This window comes from Micromonospora sp. NPDC005237 (assembly GCF_040607775.1).
Classification (GTDB): domain Bacteria; phylum Actinomycetota; class Actinomycetes; order Mycobacteriales; family Micromonosporaceae; genus Micromonospora.
Window position 1 is genome coordinate 263244 of record NZ_JBEXHJ010000007.1, and the last position, 23256, is coordinate 286499.

The following is a 23256-nucleotide window of genomic DNA, read 5'->3' on the forward strand; positions in this document are numbered from 1 at the left end:
CCCGGGGCGCCCCACGATGGGCTCTGTGCGTAATTCGCCCGCTTATGTGCCACTGCCGATAGTCTGGGCCGGTGCGGGGCGGACCGGAGAACGAGACGACGACCGACGAGCGTCACTCGTCCCGGGTGGCGTTCGAGGTCAACGGCGACCGCCGTGAGCTGACGCTGGACAACCGCACCACCCTGCTCGACGCGCTGCGCGAGCACCTGGGCCTGACCGGGGCGAAGAAGGGCTGCGACCACGGTCAGTGCGGCTCCTGCACGGTGCTGCTGGACGGTCGCCGGGCGAAGAGCTGTCTCGTCTTCACGGTCACGGTGGACGGCCGGTCGGTGCTGACCGTCGAAGGGCTCGCCGGTCCGGACGACCTGTCCCCGTTGCAGGCCGCGTTCGTCGCACACGACGCGTTCCAGTGCGGCTACTGCACCCCGGGGCAGCTCTGCTCCGCCCGGGGCATGCTCGACGAGGTCGCCCGGGGCTGGCCCAGCGCGGTCACCGACGACCTCGACTCGCCGCCCGAGCTGACCGACGCCGAGATCCGGGAGCGGATGGCCGGCAACCTCTGCCGCTGCGCGGCGTACCCGCACATCGTCGCCGCGATCCGCGAGACGGCGACCACGCCGTGAGGCCGTTCCGCTACCACCGGCCGGCCGACGTGGCCGACGCCGTCGCGGTGCTGGCCGGCGAGCCGCACGCGGCGTACCTGGGCGGCGGGACCAACCTGGTGGACCTCATGAAGCTCGGGGTGCAGCGGCCCGAGCTGCTGGTGGACGTGACCCGGCTGCCTCTGGACACGGTCGAGGAGCTGCCCGACGGTGGGCTGCGCATCGGCGCGACGGTGCGCAACAGCGACCTCGCCGCCCACCCGGCGGTTCGCCGCGACTACCCGGTGCTGGCCCGCGCCCTGCTCGCCGCCGCGTCCGGTCAGCTGCGCAACCTGGCCACCACCGGCGGCAACCTGTTGCAGCGCACCCGCTGTGTCTACTTCCAGGACACCGGCAAGGCGTGCAACAAGCGCGACCCGGGCAGCGGCTGCGCCGCCCTGCACGGGCAGAACCGCGACCTCGCCGTGCTGGACTGGTCCGAACAGTGCGTGGCCACCCACCCGTCGGACCTGGCGGTCGCCCTCGCCGCGCTGGATGCCGTGGTGGAGGTGCACGAGGCCGACGGTCCCCGCGACGTCCCGCTCGCCGCGCTGTACCGCTCCCCCGGCGCGCAACCGGAGCGGGAGACGACTCTGGCGCGTGGCGCGCTGATCACCGCCGTACGGCTGCCCGCGTTGCCGGCCGCGCGCCGCTCGGCGTACCTCAAGGTGCGCGACCGGGCGTCGTTCGCCTTCGCGGCCGGCTCGGTGGCCGCGGTCCTCGACCTCGACGGCGACGTGGTCCGCGACGTACGCCTGGCGTACGGGGCGGTGGCGCACCGGCCGTGGCGGGCGTACCGGGCCGAGGAGGAGCTGCGGGGTCGACTGTTCAGCCCGGAGCTGGCGGCGCGGGCCGCCGACGCCGAGTTGACCGAGGCTCGGCCGCTGCGGCACAACGGCTTCAAGCTGCCGCTGACCCGGGCCATCACGGTGCGGGTGCTCAGCGAGTTGGCAGCCGCGTGAGCACCGGGGCGGTCGGTCGGGCGCATCCCCGGCTGGAGGGTCGGGAGAAGGTCACCGGCACGGCCCGGTACGCGGTGGAGTACCCGGTGGACGGCGTCACCTACGGCTGGGCGGTGCCGGCGGCCGTGGTCCGGGGCCGGATCACCCGCGTCGACACCGACGAGGCGCTGGCGTCGCCCGGCGTGCTCGCCGTACTGCACCACGGCAACGCGCCCCGGATCGCGCCGGGTTCGCAGCCGGAGCTGTGGTTGTTGCAAGAGCCGGCGGTGTACTACCGGGGGCAGTTCGTCGCGGTCGTGGTGGCCACCAGCCTGGAGGCGGCCCGCGAGGGTGCCCGACTGGTGCGCATCGACTACGACGCCGCGCCGCACAGCACCGTGCTCACCGACGACCACCCCGGCCTGTACCGGCCGGAGCACGTCAACCCCAGCTATCCGACGGACACGGCCGAGGGGGACTTCGACGCCGGGTACGCCGCCGCGCCGGTGCGGGTGGACGCCACCTACCGGACACCGGCGTACCACAACAATCCGATGGAGTCGCACGCCACGACGGCACGGTGGCACGACGGGCGGCTGCTGGTGCACGACTCGACCCAGGGCGCCGCGCCGGTGCAGACCACGCTGGCCGAGCTGTTCGGGCTGCCCCAGGAGTCCGTGCGGGTCATCGCCGAGCACGTCGGCGGCGGCTTCGGCAGCAAGGGCTCCGCCAAGGCGGCGGTGGTGCTCGCCGCGCTCGCCGCCCGGCACGTGGACCGCCCGGTCAAGTTGGCGCTGACCCGCCAGCAGCTGTTCGGGCCGATCGGCTACCGCACGTCCAGCATCCAACGGGTCCGCCTCGCCGCCGACACCGACGGTCGGCTCACCGCGGTCTGTCACGACGCGATCAGCCAGACCTCGACCGTCCGGGAGTTCGCCGAGCAGATCGCCGTCTACACCCGCAGCATGTACGCGGCGCCGCACCGGCGCACCACCCACCGGCTGGTCCGCCTCGACGTGCCCACGCCGTTCTGGATGCGCGCCCCCGGCGAGTGCCCCGGCGCGTACGCCCTGGAGTCGGCGATGGACGAGCTGGCCATCGCCGTCGGCGTCGACCCGGTGGAGCTGCGGATCCGCAACGACGCCCAGGTCGACCCCGACCAGGGGGAGCCGTTCACCAGCCGCAATCTGGTGGCCTGCCTGCGCGAGGGGGCGCAGCGGTTCGGCTGGGCGCAGCGGGATCCCACGCCTCGGGCCCGGCGCGACGGGCGGTGGCTGATCGGCACCGGGGTGGCCGGGTCGAGCTACCCGGCCCGGGCGAGACCGTCCTCGGCGGCGGCCACCGCCCGGCCCGACGGCACCTTTCTGGTACGGATCGACGCCACCGACATCGGCACCGGCGCCAGGACGGCGCTCTGGCAGGTGGCCGCCGACGCGCTGGGGGTGCCGCCCGAGCGGGTCGAGATCCGCATCGGCGACAGCGACCTCCCGGTGGCTCCCGTGGCCGGGGGCTCGATGGGCACCGCCTCGTGGAGCTGGGCCGTGATCCGGGCCTGCGAGGCGTTGCGCGGGAAGCTGCGCGACGGTGCACCGCCGGGCACCGAGGTCAGCGCCGAGGCGGACACCACCGACGAGGTGGGCGGGCAGCCCGAGCGGCCCCGGTACGCGTACGGGGCGCAGTTCGTCGAGGTGCGGGTGGACGCGGACACCGGCGAGGTGCGGGTGAACCGGATGCTCGGGGTGTTCGCCGCCGGCCGGGTGGTGAACCCGACGACGGCGCGCAGTCAGCTGATCGGCGGCATGACGATGGGGCTGTCGATGGCGCTGCACGAGGAGGGCCTGCTCGACGAGCGCTACGGCGACTGGGTCAACCACGACCTGGCCGCGTACCACATCACCGGCTGCGCGGACGTGGAGGCCATCGAGGCGTACTGGCTGGACGAGCGGGACGACGAGCTGAACCCGGCCGGGGTGAAGGGCGTCGGCGAGATCGGCATCGTCGGCACCGCGGCGGCGGTCGCCAACGCCGTCCACCACGCCACCGGCGTCCGCATCCGGGACCTGCCGATCCGGTTGGACAAGCTGGTCGGAGTTTCAGGTTTGGCTTAAATAAGCCAGCGGTGATATAAATGTCCCCGTGCACGCCTTCGACGTGCTGGGCGATCCGGTCCGGCGCCGCATCCTGGAGCTGCTCGCCGACGGCGAGCAGACCGCGGGCGCGGTCAGCGCGGTCATCCGCGACGAGTTCGGCATCTCCCAGCCCGCCGTGTCACAGCACCTCAAAGTGTTGCGGGACAACGGCTTCGCCAGTGTGCGGCCAGAGGGCGCCCGGCGGCTGTACGCGGTCGACCCACGCCCGTTGCGCGAGGTCGACGGCTGGTTGGAGCACTTCCGCCGGTTCTGGGCGCCACCCCTGGCGGCACTCGCCACCGAGCTGGCCCGGGGCCGACGCGAACGTCGCCTGCGCGGGCCCGCCGACCCACCCGAGGAGAGGAACACCTGATGTTCGACGCGACCGAGCAGATCAACGCCGTCCAGCGGCAGGTCGGCAGCCGCACCCTGGCCGCAGGCGAGGCCCGGGTGACCACGATCAGCCAGACCTACCAGGCGACGGCCGAGGATCTGTGGGACGCCTGCACCAACGCCGAGCGCATCCCCCGCTGGTTCCTGCCGATCAGCGGCGACCTGCGGCTGCACGGCACGTACCAGCTCCAGGGCAACGCCCACGGCACCATCGAGAGCTGCGAGCCTCCGCACCGCTTCACCGCCACCTGGGAGATGGGCGGCGAGGTGAGCTGGATCGAGGTGCGGGTCACGCCGGTCGGCGACGAGCGGGCGCGCCTCGACCTGGACCACATCGCGCATGTCGACCAGGACCGGTGGGCACAGTTCGGGCCGGGCGCGGTCGGCGTCGGCTGGGACCTGGGCCTGCTCGGTCTTGCCACCTACCTCTCCGGCGACGGCAGCGGCGTCCGGCCGGAGGACAGCGCCGAGTGGGTCGCCTCCGCCGAGGGACGACGCGCCATGGAGCTGAGCAGCCAGCTGTGGTGCGAGGCGAGCATCGCCGCCGGCACCGACGCCGACGAGGCCAAGGCCGCCGCCGAGCGCACCACCGCCTTCTACACCGGCACTCCGGAAGCCTGAGCGGCTCCGACGACGGCGGCCGGCCCGCCTGCCGCCGTCGTCCGGCGCCTGACGTGAATCCGACTCATCGGTTGGATCAGCGGCCTCTCCTAGATCCGGTAGGGTCACGCAAAGCGTTGCTGTGCTGTCGCAACGTAGTTGCCCACTGGATCACCTGGGGGTGCTGTGATGAGCCGACGGTGGGCGATCCTGATCGGAGCCAACGCTTGCGGGTATGACGTCAACCTGCCCAGCCTGCGCTATGCCGAGGACGATGCGCGGGCGGTGCGGGCGGTGCTGTTGGACGAGCGGATCGGCACGTTCGACGACGGCGACGTCGACCTGTTCATCGGCAAGGGCGCCACCTGGCGGGAGATCAAGGCCCGGCTGCGCGAGCGGGTGGTGGAGTCGCGCCCCTCCGACGTGCTGCTGGTCTACTTCGCCGGCCACGCCCTCGTGCCGGAATGGGGCACGCAGTCCGACGCGTACCTGGTGACGGCGGACCTGGAGGCCGACGGCCTGCGCCGCGAGCCGGACAACGGACTGCGGATGGCGTTCCTCAAGCGGGACGTCTTCGAGGCGTTCGCCGGCACCTCGTTCCTGATCCTCGACTGCTGCCACGCGGGCGTCTACCTGGACTCGGAGCTGCGGCACACCGAGGCGATGCAGACGTACCGCACCCAGGTCGACCGGCACAGCGCCCTGCTGGCGTGCCCGAGCGGCGCCGCGGCCCGGGAGAGCGAGGAGCACCGGCAGGGTGTGCTCACCCACCAACTGCTGCGGGCGTTGCGCGGCGAGGCCGCCGACCCCAGCGGGAAAGTCTCCTTCGCCCAGATGGCCACCTTCGTCGCCGAGCAGGGCATCCACCCCGCACCCGGACAGCTCGTCCACATGTGGGGCCCGACCACCGTGCTCACCCAGCCGCCGGTGTCCCGCCACGAGCGGCAGTCATTGACGGCCCCGGTCAACCCCGGCACGATCCGGCCCTGCAAGAACCCACTCGACGACCTGTCCAGCTCGATCACCCAGCTGCTCGGGCGGGTGTTCCGCTCGCAGTCTCGTCCGCCGCGTTCCGCCCAACGGGCGGGGCACGCCGAACGGGTCGAGGTAATCCGGTACGCCCTGGAAGCGGATTCGGTCGCGGTGGTGGAATCCAGCCCCACGGGTATCGGCCAGGTCACCTCCACGGCCCGGTTCAACAAGGAGGAGTTGCGACCGCTGCTCGAACTGAGCGCCGCGGACACGACCCTGGTCCGCACCTCCTCCCCCGGGCATGTGGTGGCCGACGACGCCGGCCGACGGATCCTCTGCGTACCCCTGTCCCAGAAGAAGAGCCGGAACCTCACCCTCGCGGTGGTCGATCCCGCCCTCGCCGCACTAGACATGGGCGAGCCGTTGGCCACCATGCTGCGGGCCATCTGGAACTCCGATGTCCGCGACGACCCGGTGCACGCCGAGATGCAGGTGCTCACCGCCCTGCGCTCGGCCTACGGCCGGCTGCCGGTGGATCTGTACTCGCACGCCTTCAGCCTCTACCAGAAGCTGATCGAGTCACTGACCATGGTGTTCCAGCCGGTGATGTCGCTGGACCGGCGGCCCGCCGGGGTGGGCATCCACAGCTACGAGGCACTGGCGAGGCGGCTGGAGACCGACGTGCGCGCGCCGGTCGCGGCCCTTCAGATGGCGTACGCCTGGGGTGACCGCTTCGTCATCGAACGCGACGCGCTGCTGCTGGCCAAGGCGATCGACTCGTACGCCGAGGCGGACGTCGCGTCCGTCTTCGACGTCACCAAGCCGATCTCGGTCAACGTCGCGGTCCGCTCGCTGCTCAGCGACGCCTACATCGCCCAGGTGCGCACGGCGATCATGGAAGCGAACCTGGATCCGCGCACCGTCACGCTGGAGATCTCCGAGCAGGACCCGATCCAGCCCGATCCCGGCGAGGTGTGGCCTCAGGAGCCGCTGACGTACTTCCACCGTCGGCTGACCAGCCTGGCCCGTGACCTGGAAATCAGCTTCGCGGTGGACGACTTCGGGGTCGGCTACTCGTCACTCGCCCGGATGGCGGAACTTCCGTTGACCCAGATCAAAGTGGACCGGGCCGTCCTTCACCACCCGCTGGCCGTCGAGGAGCTGGACCTGGTGACCCGGGTCGCCCGCTACGCCAGCGACCTCGGACACGCGCCGAACCCACGCGCCGTCATCGTGGAGGGCTTCGACGAGCAGGCGCCGGTGACCCTCAAGCAGATCTACGACCTGCGGATCCGGCACGTACAGGGCTTCATCTGCGGGGAGACCGCGTCGACGTCCCTGCGTCCGCTCGGCCAGAGCGTCCGGGACCGGATCGCCGCGATGGTGAGGGGTGACGATGACTAGCGTTCGACTGTTGCTACCGCCCGAGGTCGTCGCCGAGCTGCGCCTGCCACACGAGGGCGTTCGGGACGCGGGCGCCCTGACCCTGGCCATCGAAGGAATCAGCGTCCTGGCGAATCTGGCCACGCTGGCCACCCTGCAACCACAGGCCGAGGCGCTGGTCTCCGCCATCCGAGGTTGGCGGCTGCGCGATCCCCGCCCGACGGTGACGCTGACCGTGCGAGGCCCGGGCCTGGACCTCACCATCGAGCTGCCGCGCAACGTGAGCCGGGCGCAGTTGCTCGACCAACTGCGCCCGTTGCTCGACCGGGACGACTGAGCCTCGGGCGGCGCGTCGATCCGATCGGGCCCGGGTAACGTGCTGCGTCATGACCGGCACGCCGTACTCGCACTGCTCCTACTGCGGCACCGCCTACCCGACGGCGGCGGGATGGCCGCGGGTCTGCGCGGTCTGCGGCGAGACCGTCTGGCGCAACCCGCTGCCCGTCGCGGTGGCGGTGCTCCCGGTCCGCACCGCCGACGGCCTCGGGGTGGTGGTCGTCCGCCGGGACATCGAACCGGCCCGCGGGCTGCTCGCGCTGCCCGGCGGCTTCATCGAGTACGGCGAGGAGTGGTCCGACGCGCTCGTGCGTGAGCTGCGGGAGGAGACCGGGCTGGTCGCGGCGGCCGAGGACGCCCGGCTTTTCGCAGTGCGCGGCGCCCCGGCGGGCGGCACCATGATGGTCTTCGGGGTGCTGCCCGAGCGGGCCGTCGAGGACCTGCCGCCGTCGGCGCCCACGGAGGAGGCCACCGAGTGGCTGGTGCTCACCGACCCGGTCGAGCTGGCGTTCTCCACCCACACCCGGGTCCTCGCTGACTTCCTCACCCGCGACCACGCCGCCTGACGGCACGGCGGGCGGAATGGTCGGGGGTCAGTGGTTTGCGGGGTCGGTGGCGCCGGCCCGGTAGCCGCTGGCCTGCAACTCGAACAGCTCGCGGTAGAGGCCGCCGGCCGCCATCAACTCGTCGTGGTTGCCCTGCTGGACGAGGCGACCCCGGTCCATGACGAAGATCCGGTCGGCGTGCCGGACGTTGGCCAGCCGGTGGGTGATCAGGACGACCGCCCGGTCGGGCCGACGGCGCAGGTGCTGGAACAGGGCGTGTTCGGCGCGGGCATCCAGGGCGGCCGACGGCTCGTCGCAGATCAGCAGGGCGGCGTCGCGGTAGAGCCCGCGGGCGGCGACGAGCCGCTGCCACTGCCCGCCGGACAACTCGTGACCGTTCTTGAACTCCCGGTCGAGCAGGGTGTCGTAGCCGTGCGGCAGACCGACGATCATGTCGTGGGCGGCGGCCGCGGCGGCGGCCTCCTGCACCTCGGGGCCGGGTTGGTCGGGCGTACGGTCGTGCCGGCCCACGCGGATGTTCTGCCCCGCGGTGAACGGGAACTTCCAGTACTCCTGCGTCATCACGGCCACCTGAGCGCCGAGCGTCCGCGGATCCAGCTCGGCGGCGTCGACGCCGTCCCAGCGGATCGTCCCACCGGTCGGCTGGTAGAGCCCGGCGATCAACGTGGCCAGGGTGGTCTTGCCGGAGCCGTTCTCGCCGACCAGCGCGATCACCTGACCACGTCGGATCGTCAGGCTGACCCGGTCCACCGCAGGCGCGTCGGTGTCGGGGTAGCGCAGGCTCACCTCGTGCAGGTCGATCGTCTCGACGCCGTCGACCATCCGGTCGCCGCCGACGGGCACCCGGCCCTGCGCCCGGGTCAGGAAGTCCCGGTAGTCCTGGTAGTAGAGGGCGTCCTCGTACAGCGAGTTGGTGGCGACGACCGCGACGCCCAGGCTGGTCCGGGCGGACTGCAGGGCGAGCAGGGCGGTGGCCGCGGCGGCGAGGGCGACCATGCCGGCCAGCAGCAGGCCGCCGAGCACGGCGTACACCCCGAAGGTGGCCAGCCCCGCCACGCTGGCGCCGGCCACGCGGGTGCCGGTCTGCGAGCGCACCAGCCGCAGTTGGGCGCGGGTCTCGACGGCCATCACACCGCGGTACTCGGCGAGCAGGAAGTCGCGCATCTGGTAGGCGCGCACCTCGGCGGCGGTGTGCCGGTTGGCCATCAGGTGGGCGAGCATCCACATCCGCCGGCGGCGGGTGATCCGGGCCAGCATCGCCAGGTACTCCCGGCGGGCCATCCGCACCGCCGTGATCGCCTGGGGCACGGCCGCGAGCAGCAGGCACGGCAGCAGCAGCGGCTGGATGACGGTGACCGCCACGGCGGTGGCGAGCATCCCGACCACGCCGGTGACCAGGTTGACGGTGTGGTCGACGATCCACGCCGCCTCGCCCATCCCCCGGTCGCGGACCCGGTCCATCTCCTCGGCGAACCCGGCGTCGTCGAACGCGGCCAGATCCACGGCGGTGGTGGCCTCGAACAGCCGCAGCTCCACCTGATAGTTGATCTGCGGGGTGAGCCGCGCCTGGGCCCAACCGGCCGCGATCGTCAGACCGCCGCGCGCCGAGACCGCCGCCGCGGCCACGACCAGCGCCGGCAGGGCGGAGCGCACCCGGTCCGGGGTGGGACCGGCGGCGAAGAGTTCCCGCAGCACGCTGGTCGTGGCGAGCAGGCCGAAGGTGGTCATCACCCCGGCGGCGACGTTCAGCCCGATGGAGGCGACCGTGTCCATGCGGTTGGTGGCCCACGCCAGCGCCACCGCCTCCCGCACCAACCTCGGCAGGCGTCGGGCCACCGCCCAGAAACTGGTGTGCGCGAACGTGTTCGCGTGGTGCATCCACGCGGCGTCCTCCAGCTCCGGAAGCATGGAGCTGTCGTGAGGGTTGTCGATCGGCTGGTCGTCGTCGTGGGGCGCGGTGCGCGGGCGGGCCATCGAGTCCACGGACGCTCCTCGGGGGGCGGGAAGCACGAACGCCGCCCGAGACTACTGCCAGCGACCACCTGATGTCTTTAGGTAGTCGGCGCGTCGTACGGGTGTTTCGCACAGTCGGCGCGACGTCCTCGGTGATCGGCAGCAGCACCCGGAACGTGGTGTTCCCGGGCTCGACCTGCTCGCCGCGCAGCTTGACCTCCCGCAGCGCGTCCAGCGCCTCCGGCCCGGAGGCGGCGCGCAGCACCCGGTAACGGTCTCCGTAGTGGCGCCGGATGTCCCGGGCCACCGCCCGGGACACCGCGGGATCGTCGTCGACGGTCAGGATCACCGGGTTTGCCATGGCGCCAATAGAACCACCCCGGCGGGCTCGATCGCACCACCGCGTGGGCACCGACGCATGCGTGACCCGGCCCGGGACGGGTAAGCGGGACCGCCGCGGGAGGTGTGCGACCGCCGACCCGCCGGCGGTCGCACACCTCGGGGGGCCCATGACGGACGCGTCGCCGACCGACCCGACGACCTCGGGTCGAGTAGTGGAGCTGCGGGTGCACGGCGTCTCCGGGGCGGGCGCCGACCAGGTCCTCAACCGGCCGCACGTGCAGCAGGTCGCCGGGGACCGCAGCGGCGGGTTCTTCCGCCCCCGCCCGGGCTACCCGGACTCGACCGGCACGGACGGGGTGACGCTGGAGGCGTACCGCTGGAGCGACCTGCCGTCCGGCACGGCCGTACGGACGCTGTCGCTGGTGTTCCTGTTACCGTTCATGCTCTGCAACGTGGCGCTCTGGATGCGCCCGGCGAGCCTCTCGGGGAAACACGTCATCGTCGCGCTGTGCCGGGTGCTCGCGCTCACCCTCACGATGCTCTACGTGCTCTCCATCGTCGGGATGGCGCTGGACCTCGTCGCCTGGCGCTGCATGGGCTCCCCGACCTGCACGGCCGGCCGGAGCTGGCTGTCCTGGCTCGGCGAGCGTCCGCCCGGAGTACGGCTGGGTGTGTTGGCCCTGGCGCCGGTCGCCGCCATCGGGATCGTGTGGTGGCTCGGCGCGCGGCCGAGCCACTCGTACGACGCCTTTCGCACCGGCGCGACCGAGGAGACCTCCGTCCAGCAGTTGAGCGCGGTCGGCCAGTGGGACGGGACCCCGGTGGTGGGACGGCTGCGCTCGGTGCACGTCGCGGCCGCGTTCGCCACGCTGGACGTCAGCCTGCTGGCCGCCTGGGACAGCCAGAACGAGTCGACGGTGCGGGCGACGCTGGCGGTGGCGACCGGGGCCGTGCTGCTCGCCTGCGTGGTCCTGCTGACGACGGTACGGGGCATGGACCGGCCCAGCCCGGTGCCCCGGCTGGAGGCGGTCACGCGAGGGCTGCGCACGATCGCCTGCGGCCTGACGATCCTGGTGATCGCGTACACCCTGACCAGCCGCGAGCCGTGGCCGCAGAGCAGGATGCTGCCCGGGTACAGCGCCACGGTGGCCTGGTTGTTCGTCAGCCAGACCGTCCTGCTGGTGATCCTCGCAGCGGTGGTGATCTGGGCGCGCGGCAGCGGGCGACGCGCCGGCGGACAGCGGCTCCCCCGGCTGCGCGCGCTGGGCGCTCCGGTCTTCGTCACAGTCGGCGCCGGGCTCGCGGTGGCGTTCTCCGCCGAGTTGGTCTATCGGGTGGCCGACGTGTTGGACCGCAACAGCGGGTACCGGGAACGGTTCGCGTTCGGCCCGCCGCTGGCGTACAAGTGGGCGATCGTCGGGTTTTTCCTGGCAGTGCTGGCCGCGCTGCTAGTGGGCGTGGTGGTCACCGTGGCGACCCGTCCCAGCCGGTGGCGGGTCGCGCGGGCGATCGTGGCCGCCGACTTCCCGCATGCCCCGCCGGAGGCGGCGGCGCGGCTGCGCCGGGTCGAGCAGGCGGTGGCGCGGGCCCGGTTCACCGAACGGCTGGAACCCCTCGCCGTGGTCTACGCCGGGTCCGCCGCGCTCGGACTGGCCACCAGCCTGCTCGGTCTGCTCCAGCTCTATCCCGGGGACGTGTTCGAGCAGTACGTCGGCGTGCCCGACAGCCTCGTCAACTTCCTCATCGGGGCGGGCAGCTACGCGATCGGCGCGATCCTGGTCGGGCTCGTGATCGGCGGCATCTTCGCGTACCGGACAGCCGGGTTCCGTAGGTACGTGGGCGTCCTGTGGGATCTGGGCACCTTCTGGCCCCGGGCGGCGCACCCCTTCGCGCCGCCCTGCTACGCCGAACGGGCCGTGCCCGAGCTGACCAAGCGGATCACCTACCTCGTGGACCAGGGCGAGGGGGCGCTGCTGGCGGGGCACAGCCACGGTTCGGTGCTGCTCGCGGCCACGCTGCTGCAACTGCCGCCGCGGGTCACCGACCGGGTCGCCCTGCTCACCTACCTGTCGCCGCTGAACCGGTTGTACTCGCGACTGTTCCCCGCCTACGTCGACGAGTCGACGCTGCGCGAGGTCGGCGAGCGCGTCAGCTGGCGCTGGGTGAACCTGTGGCGCGACACCGACCCGATCGGTGGGTGGATGTTCGCTCCGCACCGGCCCGGGGACAGCGCGACGCTGGCCGGGCCGGAGGCGGCGGTGGACCGCCGGTTGAAGGACCCGCAGGGCGTGGTGCCCCCGCCCAGCGACAGCGTGCCGCCGCCGATCCTGGGCCACTCGCCGTGCGAGTCGCAGGAGCAGTTCGCGCAGGCGGTGCGGGACCTGGCGGCGCGGCTGCGCGCCCAGCTCCGGACGACCGACTGAGGGGACGGCCGGATATCGTCGCCGGGTGAGCCCGTCCAAGCAGCCCGAGCGCCGACTGATCGCCTCGAACAAGAAGGCCCGGCACGAGTACACCGTGCTGCGCACGTACGAGGCGGGCATCGTGCTGGTCGGCACCGAGGTGAAGTCGCTGCGCGAGGGACGGGCGTCGCTGGTGGACGCGTTCGCGCACGAACGCGACGGCGAGATCGTGCTGTACGGGCTGCACATCGCCGAGTACAGCTACGGCACGTGGACCAACCACGCGCCGCGCCGCAACCGCAAGCTGCTGCTGCACCGCTCCGAGATCGGCCGGATCCTGGAGAAGGTTCGCGAGGGCGGGGTGACGCTGGTGCCGTTGTCGATGTACTTCGACAACGGCTGGGCCAAGGTCGAGCTGGCCCTGGCCAAGGGCAAGCGCGCGTACGACAAGCGGCAGACCCTCGCCGAACGCGACGCCAACCGCGAGATCGCCCGGGAGCTCGGCCGACACCTCAAGGGCCACCCCCGCCGCCACTGACCGGCTGCGCAATACCGCCACGTCGCCGGCCTGGCGGATAGCAGATGCTGGCGTATCGAGCGGCAAGGCCATGCGAATGCGGGTGGCATGGGGTCTATACCCTCGCGGATGCGGCCCGCTAGGGTGAGGCGGTGACGACGTTCCGGATCGGCGCGGCGGCCGAACTGCTCGGCGTCAGCGCCGACACGATCCGCCGCTGGGTGGACGCCGGGCGGCTGCGCGCCGGGCGTGACGAGCACGACCACCGGATCATTGACGGCGTCGACCTCGCGGCGTTCGCCCGCGCGCAGGCCGCCGACCCGGACGCGGGCGCCGAATTCTCCTCGGCCCGCAACCGGTTGCGCGGCATCGTCGTCGACGTCCGCAAGGACACGGTGATGGCCCAGGTCGACATCCAGGCCGGCCCCTTCCGGGTCGTGTCGCTGATGAGCCGGGAGGCCGTCGACGACCTCGACCTGAGGGTCGGTTCGGTCGCCGTCGCCGTCATCAAGTCGACCACCGTGGTGGTGGAGCGCGCCGCGCCCACCACCCCGGCCGGAGCAAGGGCGGTCGGATGAGTCGTCGGACCAGATTCGTCGCGGTGGCGCTGGCGGTGACCGTGCTGGCGACGGCCGGCTGCGACCGCGCCGGCGACCCGGCATCCGGGGGCGACACCCGGGACGGTCGGGCATCGGGCACGGTGACCGTGTTCGCCGCCGCCTCGCTGACCGAGTCGTTCACCCGCATCGCCAGGGATTTCGAGGCCGCCAACCCGGGCGTCACCGTCACCCTCAACCTGGCCGGCAGCTCCGCCCTGGCCAACCAGATCACCCAGGGCGCTCCGGCGGACGTCTTCGCGTCGGCCGCGCCGAAGAACATGGCGACCGTGACCGAGGCCGGTAACGCCGACGGCACACCGCTCGTCTTCGCCCGCAACCAACTGGTGATCGCGGTGCCCAGCGGCAACCCCAAGGGCGTGACCGGTCTCGCCGACCTGACCCGCCCAGGAGTGAAGGTGGCGCTCTGCGCCGAGCAGGTGCCCTGCGGCGCGGCGGCGCGTACCGCCCTGACCGCGGCAGGTGTCGCGCTGACCCCCGTCACCCTCGAACAGGACGTCAAGGGAGCCCTGGCGAAGGTCAAGCTCGGCGAGGTCGACGCGGCCCTCGTCTACCGCACGGACGCCCGCGCCGCGAGCAGCGACGTGACCGGTGTCGAGTTTCCCGAGTCGGCGCGGGCGATCAACGACTATCCGATCGTCGCGCTGAAGGACGCGCCGAATCCGGCCGGCGCGCGGGCCTTCGTCGCGTACGTCCGCTCGACGCCGGCACAGACGGTCCTCGCCGCGGCCGGCTTCCAGGCGCCATGAGACGGGCCGTCCCCGCACCGTGAGGCGGACTTTTCCCAGCGCCGGGCGACAGACCCTTCCCGGCAGCGCGAGGCGGCTTCCCGACGTCGCGCCGCGCCGACGGGGGCGGGTGCCGGCGGCGCTGCTGATCCCGGCGGGGCTGGGGCTGCTCTTCCTCGTCCTGCCGCTGGCCGGGCTGGTGGTCCGGGCGCCGTGGACGACGCTGCCGCAACGGCTCACCGCGCCGGGGGCGCTGACGGCGCTGCGACTGTCGGTGCAGACGGCGACGCTGGCCACTCTGTTCTGCCTGCTGCTCGGGGTGCCGCTGGCCTGGCTGCTGGCCCGGGTCGAGTTTCCCGGCCGCCGGCTGGTCCGCGCCCTGGTCACCGTGCCACTGGTGCTGCCACCGGTCGTCGGCGGCGTGGCGCTGCTGCTGGTCTTCGGCCGGCGGGGGCTGCTCGGCGGCTGGCTCGACGCCACGTTCGGCGTCACGCTGCCGTTCACGACCGCGGGCGTGGTGCTGGCCGAGGCGTTCGTCGCCATGCCGTTCCTCGTCATCGCCGTGGAGGGTGCGCTGCGCGCCGCCGACCACCGCTACGAGGAGGCCGCCGCGACGCTCGGCGCCGGGCGGTGGACCACCTTCACCCACGTCACGCTGCCCCTGGTGGCACCGGGTCTGGCCGCCGGCGCGGTGCTGTGCTGGGCGCGGGCGCTCGGCGAGTTCGGCGCCACCATCACCTTCGCCGGCAACTATCCCGGGCGTACGCAGACGATGCCGCTGGCCGTCTACCTGGCGTTGGAGACCGACCTGGAGTCCGCGATCGTGCTCAGCCTGGTGCTGCTGATCGTCTCGGTGGGCATCCTGGCCGCGCTGCGGGACCGCTGGCTGGCCAGCCCGTGACCGCGCCGCTGCACGACGAGGCCGGAAACCCGCTGCTCGACGCCCGGCTCGTCGTCGACCGGGGCGCCTTCCGGTTGGACGTGCCGCTGCGGGTCGCGTCGGGCGAGGTCGTAGCGCTGCTCGGGCCGAACGGCGCCGGCAAGACCACCGCGTTGCGCGCGCTGGCTGGGCTACACCCGCTCACGGCCGGGCACGTCACCCTCGGCGGCGTCGACCTGGATCGGCCGGCGAGCCGGGGCTGGGTGCCCACCGAACGCCGCCCGATCGGCGTGGTCTTCCAGGACTACCTGCTCTTTCCGCACCTCAACGCGCTGGACAACGTGGCCTTCGGGCCGCGCCGGCACGGCGTCGACCGGCGGGCGGCGCGGGCCACCGCCCGGGACTGGCTCGACCGGGTGGGCCTGGCCGGCCAGGCGCACCGCCGGCCCCGGCAGCTCTCCGGCGGGCAGGCGCAGCGGGTGGCGCTGGCCCGCGCGCTGGCCGTCGGGCCGTCGCTGCTGCTGCTCGACGAGCCGCTCGCCGCCCTGGACGCCCGCACCCGCCTGGACACCCGCGCGGAGCTGCACCGCCACCTGGCCGCGCACCCGGGCGCCACGGTGCTGGTCACCCACGATCCGCTGGACGCGTTGGCGCTGGCCGACCGCCTGGTCATCGTCGAGGGTGGGCGCGTGGTGCAGGAGGGCGACGGCCCGAGCGTCACCGCCCGCCCGCGCACCGACTACGTGGCCCGCCTGGTCGGGTTGAACCTCTATCGGGGCCGGGCGGAGGGCCACGCGGTACGTGTCGCGCCGGAGCTGACCCTCAGCGTGGCCGACCGGCTCGACGGGGACGCGTTCGTCGCGTTCCGCCCGGCGGCGGTGGCCCTGCACCCGGCCCGGCCGGACGGCAGCCCCCGCAATACCTGGGCGGGCACCGTGACCGGAGTGCAGCGCCACGGCGACAACGTCCGCGTGCAGGTGGACGGGCCGATCGGCGTGGCCGCCGACGTCACGCCGGCCGCCGCGGCGTACCTGCGGCTGATCCCCGGCCAGCGGGTCTGGGTCGCGGTCAAGGCGACCGAGACCAACGCCTACCCGGCCACGACCTGACGCCTGCGCGACGCCGGGGCCGGTGACGGCCCCTCGACGAGCGGCGGTCAGTCGGTGAGCAGGTCGGCGTGCGCGGCGCGCAGCCGGGACAGTCCCGGGTCGCTGCCCGGGACGACGCGGCGGTCCAGCTCGGCCCACACCTCGGCCAGCGCCGTGCGGACCGCCCCCAGCTCGGCGGCGTGCCGCTGGCTGCTGCGACGGTGCTGCTCGTCGAGGCGGCGGGCCCAACCGGCGGTGACCGCGGCGAGCCGGTCGGCGTCGGCGCGGGCCTGCGCGCCACTGCGGGCGGCGGCGGCGGGAACGATCGCGGCGACCGGGCGGGGATCGCCGTCGCGGGTGACGACGGTGACGGCGTCGGTCAGCTCGGCCAGCGCGACGAGCTGACTTAACCGGGTGCGCGCCTCACGCAGCGGCACAGAACGCGGCGGGTCGGAATGCGGGGTGAGCGCGGGGACGGCCATGAATGCATGGTGCCGCCCGGGTACGACAGGAATCCGCCGTCGTCAGTGGACGGTGGGCGGTGACGGTGTGGGCCGGGCCAGCCACTCGTCGGCCAGCACCGACCAGACCTCCAGGTCGATGCGTCCGCGCGGGCTCGGGTAGAGCTGGCGGAGGGTGCCGTCGTGGCGCAGGCCGAGCCGGCGGGCCAGGGCGATGCTGCGGGTGTTGGCCGCGTCGGTGCGCCACTCGACCCGCTGGATGCCGCGCTCGCGGACCGCCCAGTCGATGATCCGGCGGATCGCGGGGGCCATCATGCCCCGGCCCTGCGCCGCCGGCTCCAGCCAGCAGCCGACCTCGCAGACACCGAGCGTGACGTCGAACGACACGAACATGACCCCACCGACCAGGGTGCCGCGCCACCACAGCCCCCAGATGCCGCCGCTGTCGCTGGCCCAGCGGTCGGCGTAGCGCTGCAACACCGCGCGGGCCGACGGCAGGTCGGTGGCGACGAAGGACGGCGACACCCAGGGCCGGATGTGCTCGCGCGACCGGTCGAGGTTGGCGAGGAACTCCTCGGCCCGCCAGGGTTCCAGCGGGCGCAGCTCGACCTCGTCGGTCAGCGGCAGGGCGAACACCGGGCCTCCTCCGAAAGTTGTGGGCACGACGACGGGTAGCAGGCTCGCACAGGTCCGCCGACTGGCCCGGGCCGGGTCTCACACCGGCAGGTACGTCCGCAGGGCGGTGAGCCGGTCGTCGGCGCGCAACGCCTGCCGGGGCACCCGGTCCCGCTCGGGGAGGAGGGGCAGCTCCCTGCCCCGACCGGCGGCCACCCAATCAGATGATCATATGGGTCCAGTAGGTGAGCCAGAGCACGAACAGCGCACCCTGCACCACGGCGAGGGCCGCCGTCAGCCACACGTCGACACCGGCGCCACGGGCCCAGCGGGCCAGCACCAGGGCCACCGGGAACACGGCCAGCAGGTAGCGCAGCAGGCTCTTGTAGACCGGCGGGCCCATCGACAGCGGCACCAGCACCATGAGCACGCCGTAGACCAGATACGGCAGCTCCCGGCGACGGAACCCGGCGACCAGCACGGCCAGCACGACCACGGCGAAGAGGACCCGTCCGGCGTCGCGCGGCTCTCCGGCCAGAGCGTCCCACACCACCGGCACCGGGTTCTGCACCCTGATCCCCCAGCCGACCTGTTGGGCGTGCTGGTAGGCGAACCAGTCCCCGCCGCGCCACCGGCAGAACGCCATGAAGGTGAACCATCCGGCGGGCAGCAGCAGCAACGGCCAGCCGATCCGCAGGTACCCGAGCAGGGCGCGTGGGCCGAGCCGCCAGTCGTGCTGACGTAGCAGCACCAGCGCCAGCGGCAACGCGACGAGCAGCCCGACCGACCGGCTCATCGCCAGGAAGTAGCCGAGCACGCCGACCAGCAGCCACCGACGTCGCTCGGCGTAGTAGAACGCGGCCAGCGCGAGGCACACGAACAGCGACTCGGTCAGCGCGGCCTGGAACAGGAAGGCCGTCGGCAGCAGCACCAGGTAGCGGGTGAACCGACGGGCCGCGTCCGCGTCGCCGAGCAGCAGCTCGGCCAGCCGGTAGCCGTACGCGAGGGCCCCGAGGAACGCGACGTTGCTGATCAGCAGCAGGGCCAGTGCGTTGTCGCCGCCGAGCAGCGCGCCGACCGGCCGGGCCAGGAAGGGGTAGAGCAGCGGGAAGCCGAAGTCCCCCCACGGCCGCCCGGTCAGCGGCAGCTCGCTCAGCCGCAGGTAGAGCAGCGCGTCCCAGGCGAACCAGAAGGAGATCCACCGGTGGCCGGAGACCTCCCGCTGCTGCGCCCACATCATCGCCTCGTCCGGCGGCGGCGCGCCCGGAATGCCGTCCCAGGCGTGCAGGACCAGCAGGCCGAGCAGGGTCAGCAGCAGCTTCGCGCCGATAAAGAGCCCGATGAGGTACGGCCAGGGCGCCGGCACGCGGCGGGCCAGCCGCGCGCCCGCTCCGGCCGCCCCGGCCAGCCGGACCGCCCACGCCGTCGCGTGCCGCCGGCCGCTTCGCCACCGGTGCATCCGCCCCGCTCCCCCGGTCCGCCGACCCACCCGCCGCGTGGGGGTGCCGCCCCTTTCGTTGTACGCCCCGATGCGCCCCGCCGGAGCGAAACGACCACGACCAGCAGGTGACATCCCAGGCATAACGGGTACGCGCCGCGCCTCAACCATCGGCAGGGAGTACGAGCGGCATGAGCGAGCAGCACGGCACGGTGGTCATCGGCGCGGGACCGGCGGGGCTCACAGCGGCATACGAGTTGCTCCGGCACGGGCGGCCGGTCCGGGTCTTCGAGGCCGACGAGGTGGTCGGCGGGATCAGCCGGACCGTGGAGCGCGACGGGTGGCGCTTCGACATCGGCGGACACCGGTTCTTCACCAAGGTGCCCCGGGTGGAGGCGTTCTGGCACGAGATCCTCCCCGACGAGGACTTCCTGACCCGGCCCCGGATGAGCCGGATCTTCTACCGGGGCGCCCTGTTCAACTACCCGCTGAGCGCGACGAACGCGCTGCGCAACCTGGGGCTGCCGGAGGCGGTGCGCTGCCTGGGCTCGTACGCCCGGGCCCGCCTGCGCCCACCGAAGGACCAGTCGCACTTCGAGGGCTGGGTGTCGGCCCGGTTCGGCTGGCGGCTGTACTCGATCTTCTTCAAGACGTACACCGAGAAGGTCTGGGGCATGCCGGCGGACCGTTTGCAGGCCGACTGGGCCGCGCAGCGGATCAAGAACCTGTCGCTGGCCACGGCGATCCGCAACGCGGTGCTGCCCCGGCGCCGCCGGACCGACGTGACCAGCCTGATCGAGGAGTTCCAGTACCCGAAGTACGGGCCGGGGATGATGTGGGAGCGCTGCGCCGAGGAAGTGCGCCAGCGCGGCGGGGAGGTGTCGACCGGCACCTGGGTGACCGCCGTGCACCGAGACCCGAAACGACGGCGGGCGATCAGTGTGACGCTCAACGGCGCCGGCGGGCAGCGCACCGAGCCGGCCGACGACGTGATCTCGTCGATGCCGATCTCGGAGCTGGTCGCCGCGCTACGCCCGCCGGCGCCCCCGGAGGTGCTGGCCTGCGCCGCCGACCTGCGCTACCGCGACTTCCTGACGGTCGCCCTCGTGGTGCCGGCCGAGTTCTCGTTCCCCGACAACTGGATCTACGTGCACGACCCGGCGGTACGGGTGGGCCGGATCCAGAACTTCGGCTCCTGGTCGCCCTACCTCGTGAAGGACGGGCGCACCTGCCTGGGCCTGGAGTACTTCGTCTTCGAGGACGACGAGATGTGGCGTACCCCGGATGCCGACCTCGTGGCCCTGGCCACCGCGGAGCTGGAGCGGTTGGGGTTGGTCCGCCCCGGTGTCGTGGAGGCCGGCCACGTGGTGCGGATGCCCAAGGCATACCCGGTGTACGACGAGCGCTACCAGCACAACGTGGACGTGATCCGGGCCTGGCTGGCCGAGGCCGTGCCGAACGTGCACCCGGTGGGGCGCAACGGCATGCACCGCTACAACAACCAGGACCACTCGATGCTCACCGCGATGCTGACCGTCGAGAACATCGCCACCGGCGCCACGCACGACGTCTGGTCGGTCAACGTGGAGCAGGACTACCACGAACAGTCGACCGGCGGCGGCGGTCGGCCGGGCACGGGCCGCGACGCGCCGGTGCTGCCCAGCCGGATCATCACCGCCCCGATCACCGCTTCCGAGGGCGCCGGCGCGGCCGGCGACGGCGGCCGATCCGCGCAGGCGCCGCTGGTCTGACGGACCGTGGCTCGTTACGGGAACGCCGGCGTCAGATCGGGCCGCTGGTGTAGATCTCCGTGCTGCTCTCGTTGCCGATGAACGGGTTGTTGACCGCCCACAGCAGACCCTCGTCGTACTCCGGCACGTCGAAGTTGCACATGACCCAGCCGGCGTCCGCGCCGCTGCTGTTGAAGCACTGCCGGCTCCAGTCCGGTCCCTGGATCGTGCCGGCGGCGGACGCGCCGTTCGCCTTGGTGTCCTTCACCCAGACCCGATCCCCGTACGCGGCGAAGCACGCCTTGGCGCCGGTGGTCGACACGCACCACACGTCGACACCGTTCGCCGCCGGCGGCGCACCGCTCGGCGTGCCCGTGGCCGCCGACGCCGCCGAGGCGGTGCCGACCAGAATGAGGGCCACGGTCGCCGGCACCATGATCAGCGCGCCGACACGCCACGTACTCGGCTTTTTACGCATCCACGTCAACTCCCCAGCATTCACCATGATCGTCATCCCGGTGCAGGACCGTAGCAGCCGGGCGTGACTACCATCCCCTCGTGATCGAGGAGTTGATCAGACGTGCTGCCGCCGAGGACGACGACGCGATCGAGGAGTTGTGCGCGATCGCGGACACCGACCCCCGAAGGCTGACCCCGCACCTGAGTCTCCTGCTCGACCTCGATGTGCTGTACCCGGCGAAGTTGTACCGCGCGGCGGACGCCGACGTGGTCCGTCGGGTCATCGAGCAGGTCGACAGCGGCCGCACGCCCGATCGGCTCAACCACCTGCTCATGGTCCTGGCGCACAGTGCTCACCCGTCCGCCGAGAGCGCCCTGCGTCGCTGGACGCCGCAGCCTCCCGCAGGTTCGGGCGAGCTGTACGTCAATGCGCTCCGCTACGCCCACGAGGGCGGCTGGACGGTCGGCTCGGACGGCCGGCGACGGGACCTGTGCGGGAACACCGCGTACCGGTGGGTCATGCGCGAAACAGCACCAGGCGCGGATCGGCCCGGCTGCCCCTGGTGTGCCTCGCCGCTGTGGGTTGCAGCAGACCTCGACACCACGGATGCCGCCATCGCTGCGGCACTGGCCCACACGGGGTGGTCCGGGCGGTTGGTGATCGAGACCTGCCACTTCTGCGCCTGCTACACGACGTTGTACAGCCACGTCATTCCGGCCGGTGGCGCCACCTGGTGGGCCGGCAACACCCGCCCGAGCTACCTCCCGGACGCCGACGAACCGGAGGACCCTCCGACGCTGGCGCCGGTCCTCGGGCAGGCCTTGGCAAGCCCGTATCAGGTCAGCGCCTGGAACCAGGGTGGATCGACACTGGGCGGCCGGCCCGAGTGGATCCAGGACGCCGAGCACGCCGACTGCCCCGGTTGCGGCGAACCGATGGACTACGTGGGTCTGATCGCTGGCGCCGACCTGGACGACTACGGCGAGGGCGCCTACTACCTGCACCTGCACCAGCCGTGCGGGTTCGCCGCGGTGAACTACCAGCAGAGCTGAGGGCCGAAAGGGGCTCCATCACGGGCCGGTGGCAATTCCGCGTTCGACTCAGAACCACGTCCATGGGCGGATCGCCCTCCACACACGTCCGCGCATCCGTGCGCGCCGCGGGTGGAGGAAGACCTCGATGTCCTCCAGCGCGTTGCCGGCGGTACCGGTGACGTGTGGCAGCGCCCGGGCTCGGCGCAGAGCGGCGACCACCCGGCGTTCATCCAGTTGACGGTAGACCCTTGCGAGATGCCCCAGGCACGTCGCTGCGAGCGCACTGACCTGGCGATCGTCGTGTTCGAGCAACCGAAGGTGCAGTTCCTGGAGCTCTCTCCAGTCCCCGTCGCCGTACAGGGCGGTGCCGACCATGGCGTCCAGCGCGGCCGGCAGATCGCCGCGGTCGAGCGCGGCGCGTACCTCATCCGGTGTCGATGGCGGCGGGTTGTGGAAGACGTGATGCTCGTGAGGCACCGGCGCATCCTCCCTCATCCCGCGCTGCGACGCGTGGCCCGAGTCGTCGCGCTCGGCTGGCGGCGCAGGACTCCACCGACGTCAGAGCAGTTGAAGGTAGGAGACGGTGGCCGCGTTGTCCGGGCGTAGGTGGCCGCCACACTGCCCTCGATCGAGGTGCTGCGGGACCGCTGCAAGGCATCCGCGGTGAGTTGATTACGTGGAGTCGGCAGCAGACCTGGCCCAAGGAGTTACCCGTGGCACTTGGCAGCGAGCAACGTCGTGGGGAACGCAAGCCGCGCATCGAAGGGCTGTTCGCCGGTGAGCAGGTTGAAGCCGCGCTCGACCTCCTGCACCTCATGGACATGGCGTGGCACGACTGCTACGGCCCCCAGGAACTGGAGGTTCCGCCTTCCGTGCTCGACGATGTCCTGTTGCTGGCAGGAGGTGACCTCGCCGTCCTGATCACGGTTGCTCGCGAGGCAGTTGTCGACTTCCGTGACGTCCGGATCGCCGCCGACGCAAGACGTACGAAGAGCAGGTAGCGGCGCACGCCTCCAGCAGCCTGGCTCCT

Annotated in this window: 23 protein-coding genes; 17 read left to right on the forward strand and 6 right to left on the reverse strand. The window is 72.6% G+C overall.

All coding sequences use genetic code 11. The features are described from left to right. The first annotated feature begins 125 nt into the window (after window positions 1–125). The 8 genes from ABZT87_RS20800 to ABZT87_RS20835 all read left to right on the forward strand — a co-directional run bounded on the left by ABZT87_RS20800 (window position 126) and on the right by ABZT87_RS20835 (window position 7961). Complete coding sequence (locus ABZT87_RS20800; protein ID WP_354862173.1) at window positions 126–623, forward strand: 2Fe-2S iron-sulfur cluster-binding protein; 498 nt, start codon at window positions 126–128, stop codon at window positions 621–623. Beyond that, window positions 620–1603 carry a xanthine dehydrogenase family protein subunit M gene (locus ABZT87_RS20805; RefSeq protein WP_355137462.1) on the forward strand — a complete coding sequence of 328 codons (984 nt, stop codon included), beginning with the start codon at window positions 620–622 and terminating at the stop codon, window positions 1601–1603. Before ABZT87_RS20800 ends, ABZT87_RS20805 begins: the two co-directional genes overlap by 4 nt. Continuing rightward, window positions 1600–3690: a xanthine dehydrogenase family protein molybdopterin-binding subunit gene (locus ABZT87_RS20810; RefSeq protein ID WP_355137464.1), complete on the forward strand. Its 2091-nt coding sequence runs from the start codon at window positions 1600–1602 to the stop codon at window positions 3688–3690. The genes ABZT87_RS20805 and ABZT87_RS20810 overlap by 4 nt, the downstream gene beginning before the upstream one ends. 28 nt (window positions 3691–3718) lie before the next feature. Further along, window positions 3719–4084, forward strand: a complete 366-nt coding sequence (locus ABZT87_RS20815) for a metalloregulator ArsR/SmtB family transcription factor (protein ID WP_355137466.1) — start codon at window positions 3719–3721, stop codon at window positions 4082–4084. Then, the gene (locus ABZT87_RS20820; RefSeq protein WP_355137468.1) at window positions 4084–4725 is read left to right on the forward strand and encodes an SRPBCC family protein; all 642 of its coding nucleotides are present in this window, start codon (window positions 4084–4086) and stop codon (window positions 4723–4725) included. Before ABZT87_RS20815 ends, ABZT87_RS20820 begins: the two co-directional genes overlap by 1 nt. A gap of 168 nt (window positions 4726–4893) precedes the next feature. Continuing rightward, window positions 4894–7080 (forward strand): EAL domain-containing protein, encoded by a 2187-nt coding sequence (locus ABZT87_RS20825; protein ID WP_355137470.1) that lies wholly within the window; start codon window positions 4894–4896, stop codon window positions 7078–7080. Then, the gene (locus ABZT87_RS20830) at window positions 7073–7396 is read left to right on the forward strand and encodes a hypothetical protein (RefSeq protein ID WP_355137472.1); all 324 of its coding nucleotides are present in this window, start codon (window positions 7073–7075) and stop codon (window positions 7394–7396) included. Before ABZT87_RS20825 ends, ABZT87_RS20830 begins: the two co-directional genes overlap by 8 nt. Before the next feature lie 49 nt (window positions 7397–7445). Then, a complete protein-coding gene (locus tag ABZT87_RS20835) occupies window positions 7446–7961 on the forward strand; it encodes an NUDIX domain-containing protein (protein ID WP_355137474.1) in 516 nt (171 codons plus the stop codon). A 27-nt stretch (window positions 7962–7988) separates the two neighbouring features. Here ABZT87_RS20835 and ABZT87_RS20840 read toward each other — a convergent pair whose 3' ends face one another. Next, window positions 7989–9935, reverse strand: a complete 1947-nt coding sequence (locus tag ABZT87_RS20840; RefSeq protein ID WP_355137766.1) for an ABC transporter ATP-binding protein — start codon at window positions 9933–9935, stop codon at window positions 7989–7991. Window positions 9936–10423: 488 nt separating this feature from the next. Here ABZT87_RS20840 and ABZT87_RS20845 point away from each other — a divergent pair, with 488 nt between their 5' ends. The 6 genes from ABZT87_RS20845 to ABZT87_RS20870 all read left to right on the forward strand — a co-directional run bounded on the left by ABZT87_RS20845 (window position 10424) and on the right by ABZT87_RS20870 (window position 16509). Beyond that, window positions 10424–12679, forward strand: a complete 2256-nt coding sequence (locus tag ABZT87_RS20845) for a hypothetical protein (protein ID WP_355137476.1) — start codon at window positions 10424–10426, stop codon at window positions 12677–12679. A gap of 25 nt (window positions 12680–12704) precedes the next feature. Continuing rightward, a complete protein-coding gene (gene smpB, locus ABZT87_RS20850) occupies window positions 12705–13196 on the forward strand; it encodes an SsrA-binding protein SmpB (RefSeq protein WP_354856048.1) in 492 nt (163 codons plus the stop codon). A gap of 131 nt (window positions 13197–13327) precedes the next feature. Then, complete coding sequence (locus tag ABZT87_RS20855) at window positions 13328–13753, forward strand: TOBE domain-containing protein (RefSeq protein ID WP_355137478.1); 426 nt, start codon at window positions 13328–13330, stop codon at window positions 13751–13753. Beyond that, window positions 13750–14541: a molybdate ABC transporter substrate-binding protein gene (modA, locus tag ABZT87_RS20860; RefSeq protein ID WP_355137480.1), complete on the forward strand. Its 792-nt coding sequence runs from the start codon at window positions 13750–13752 to the stop codon at window positions 14539–14541. The genes ABZT87_RS20855 and modA overlap by 4 nt, the downstream gene beginning before the upstream one ends. A gap of 109 nt (window positions 14542–14650) precedes the next feature. Beyond that, on the forward strand, window positions 14651–15421 hold the full coding sequence (locus ABZT87_RS20865; RefSeq protein ID WP_354856051.1) for an ABC transporter permease: 771 nt from the start codon (window positions 14651–14653) through the stop codon (window positions 15419–15421). After that, window positions 15418–16509: an ABC transporter ATP-binding protein gene (locus tag ABZT87_RS20870; RefSeq protein WP_355137482.1), complete on the forward strand. Its 1092-nt coding sequence runs from the start codon at window positions 15418–15420 to the stop codon at window positions 16507–16509. The genes ABZT87_RS20865 and ABZT87_RS20870 overlap by 4 nt, the downstream gene beginning before the upstream one ends. A 47-nt stretch (window positions 16510–16556) precedes the next feature. On the opposite strand, the gene ABZT87_RS20875 is transcribed toward ABZT87_RS20870, so the two are convergent. The 3 genes from ABZT87_RS20875 to ABZT87_RS20885 all read right to left on the reverse strand — a co-directional run bounded on the left by ABZT87_RS20875 (window position 16557) and on the right by ABZT87_RS20885 (window position 19023). After that, on the reverse strand, window positions 16557–16970 hold the full coding sequence (locus ABZT87_RS20875; RefSeq protein WP_355137484.1) for a type II toxin-antitoxin system Phd/YefM family antitoxin: 414 nt from the start codon (window positions 16968–16970) through the stop codon (window positions 16557–16559). A 42-nt stretch (window positions 16971–17012) separates the two neighbouring features. Then, the gene (locus ABZT87_RS20880; protein ID WP_354856054.1) at window positions 17013–17585 is read right to left on the reverse strand and encodes a GNAT family protein; all 573 of its coding nucleotides are present in this window, start codon (window positions 17583–17585) and stop codon (window positions 17013–17015) included. Between the two features lie 199 nt (window positions 17586–17784). Next, complete coding sequence (locus ABZT87_RS20885) at window positions 17785–19023, reverse strand: hypothetical protein (protein WP_355137486.1); 1239 nt, start codon at window positions 19021–19023, stop codon at window positions 17785–17787. A 170-nt stretch (window positions 19024–19193) separates the two neighbouring features. Between ABZT87_RS20885 and ABZT87_RS20890 the strand changes: the two genes are divergently transcribed. After that, complete coding sequence (locus ABZT87_RS20890; RefSeq protein ID WP_355137488.1) at window positions 19194–20753, forward strand: NAD(P)/FAD-dependent oxidoreductase; 1560 nt, start codon at window positions 19194–19196, stop codon at window positions 20751–20753. A 31-nt stretch (window positions 20754–20784) separates the two neighbouring features. On the opposite strand, the gene ABZT87_RS20895 is transcribed toward ABZT87_RS20890, so the two are convergent. After that, window positions 20785–21246 (reverse strand): hypothetical protein, encoded by a 462-nt coding sequence (locus ABZT87_RS20895; protein ID WP_355137490.1) that lies wholly within the window; start codon window positions 21244–21246, stop codon window positions 20785–20787. A 44-nt stretch (window positions 21247–21290) separates the two neighbouring features. Here ABZT87_RS20895 and ABZT87_RS20900 point away from each other — a divergent pair, with 44 nt between their 5' ends. After that, window positions 21291–22244 (forward strand): hypothetical protein, encoded by a 954-nt coding sequence (locus ABZT87_RS20900; RefSeq protein ID WP_355137492.1) that lies wholly within the window; start codon window positions 21291–21293, stop codon window positions 22242–22244. Window positions 22245–22292: 48 nt separating this feature from the next. Here the strand turns inward: ABZT87_RS20900 and ABZT87_RS20905 are convergent, their stop codons facing one another. Continuing rightward, a complete protein-coding gene (locus tag ABZT87_RS20905) occupies window positions 22293–22721 on the reverse strand; it encodes a hypothetical protein (protein WP_355137494.1) in 429 nt (142 codons plus the stop codon). Window positions 22722–22939: 218 nt separating this feature from the next. Between ABZT87_RS20905 and ABZT87_RS20910 the strand changes: the two genes are divergently transcribed. Next, window positions 22940–23227, forward strand: a complete 288-nt coding sequence (locus ABZT87_RS20910) for a hypothetical protein (protein ID WP_355137496.1) — start codon at window positions 22940–22942, stop codon at window positions 23225–23227. Window positions 23228–23256 lie beyond the last annotated feature (29 nt).

What these genes read in the sequence shown, in the direction of transcription:
- ABZT87_RS20890 (WP_355137488.1), top strand. Translation starts at nt 19,194, where the DNA reads ATGAGCGAGCAGCACGGCACGGTGGTCATCGGCGCGGGACCGGCGGGG.
- modA (WP_355137480.1), top strand. Translation starts at nt 13,750, where the DNA reads ATGAGTCGTCGGACCAGATTCGTCGCGGTGGCGCTGGCGGTGACCGTG.
- ABZT87_RS20905 (WP_355137494.1), bottom strand. Translation starts at nt 22,721, where the DNA reads ATGAGGGAGGATGCGCCGGTGCCTCACGAGCATCACGTCTTCCACAAC.
- ABZT87_RS20840 (WP_355137766.1), bottom strand. Translation starts at nt 9,935, where the DNA reads ATGGCCCGCCCGCGCACCGCGCCCCACGACGACGACCAGCCGATCGAC.
- ABZT87_RS20885 (WP_355137486.1), bottom strand. Translation starts at nt 19,023, where the DNA reads ATGCACCGGTGGCGAAGCGGCCGGCGGCACGCGACGGCGTGGGCGGTC.
- ABZT87_RS20875 (WP_355137484.1), bottom strand. Translation starts at nt 16,970, where the DNA reads ATGGCCGTCCCCGCGCTCACCCCGCATTCCGACCCGCCGCGTTCTGTG.
- ABZT87_RS20820 (WP_355137468.1), top strand. Translation starts at nt 4,084, where the DNA reads ATGTTCGACGCGACCGAGCAGATCAACGCCGTCCAGCGGCAGGTCGGC.
- ABZT87_RS20895 (WP_355137490.1), bottom strand. Translation starts at nt 21,246, where the DNA reads ATGACGATCATGGTGAATGCTGGGGAGTTGACGTGGATGCGTAAAAAG.
- ABZT87_RS20845 (WP_355137476.1), top strand. Translation starts at nt 10,424, where the DNA reads ATGACGGACGCGTCGCCGACCGACCCGACGACCTCGGGTCGAGTAGTG.
- ABZT87_RS20830 (WP_355137472.1), top strand. Translation starts at nt 7,073, where the DNA reads ATGACTAGCGTTCGACTGTTGCTACCGCCCGAGGTCGTCGCCGAGCTG.
- ABZT87_RS20825 (WP_355137470.1), top strand. Translation starts at nt 4,894, where the DNA reads ATGAGCCGACGGTGGGCGATCCTGATCGGAGCCAACGCTTGCGGGTAT.
- ABZT87_RS20835 (WP_355137474.1), top strand. Translation starts at nt 7,446, where the DNA reads ATGACCGGCACGCCGTACTCGCACTGCTCCTACTGCGGCACCGCCTAC.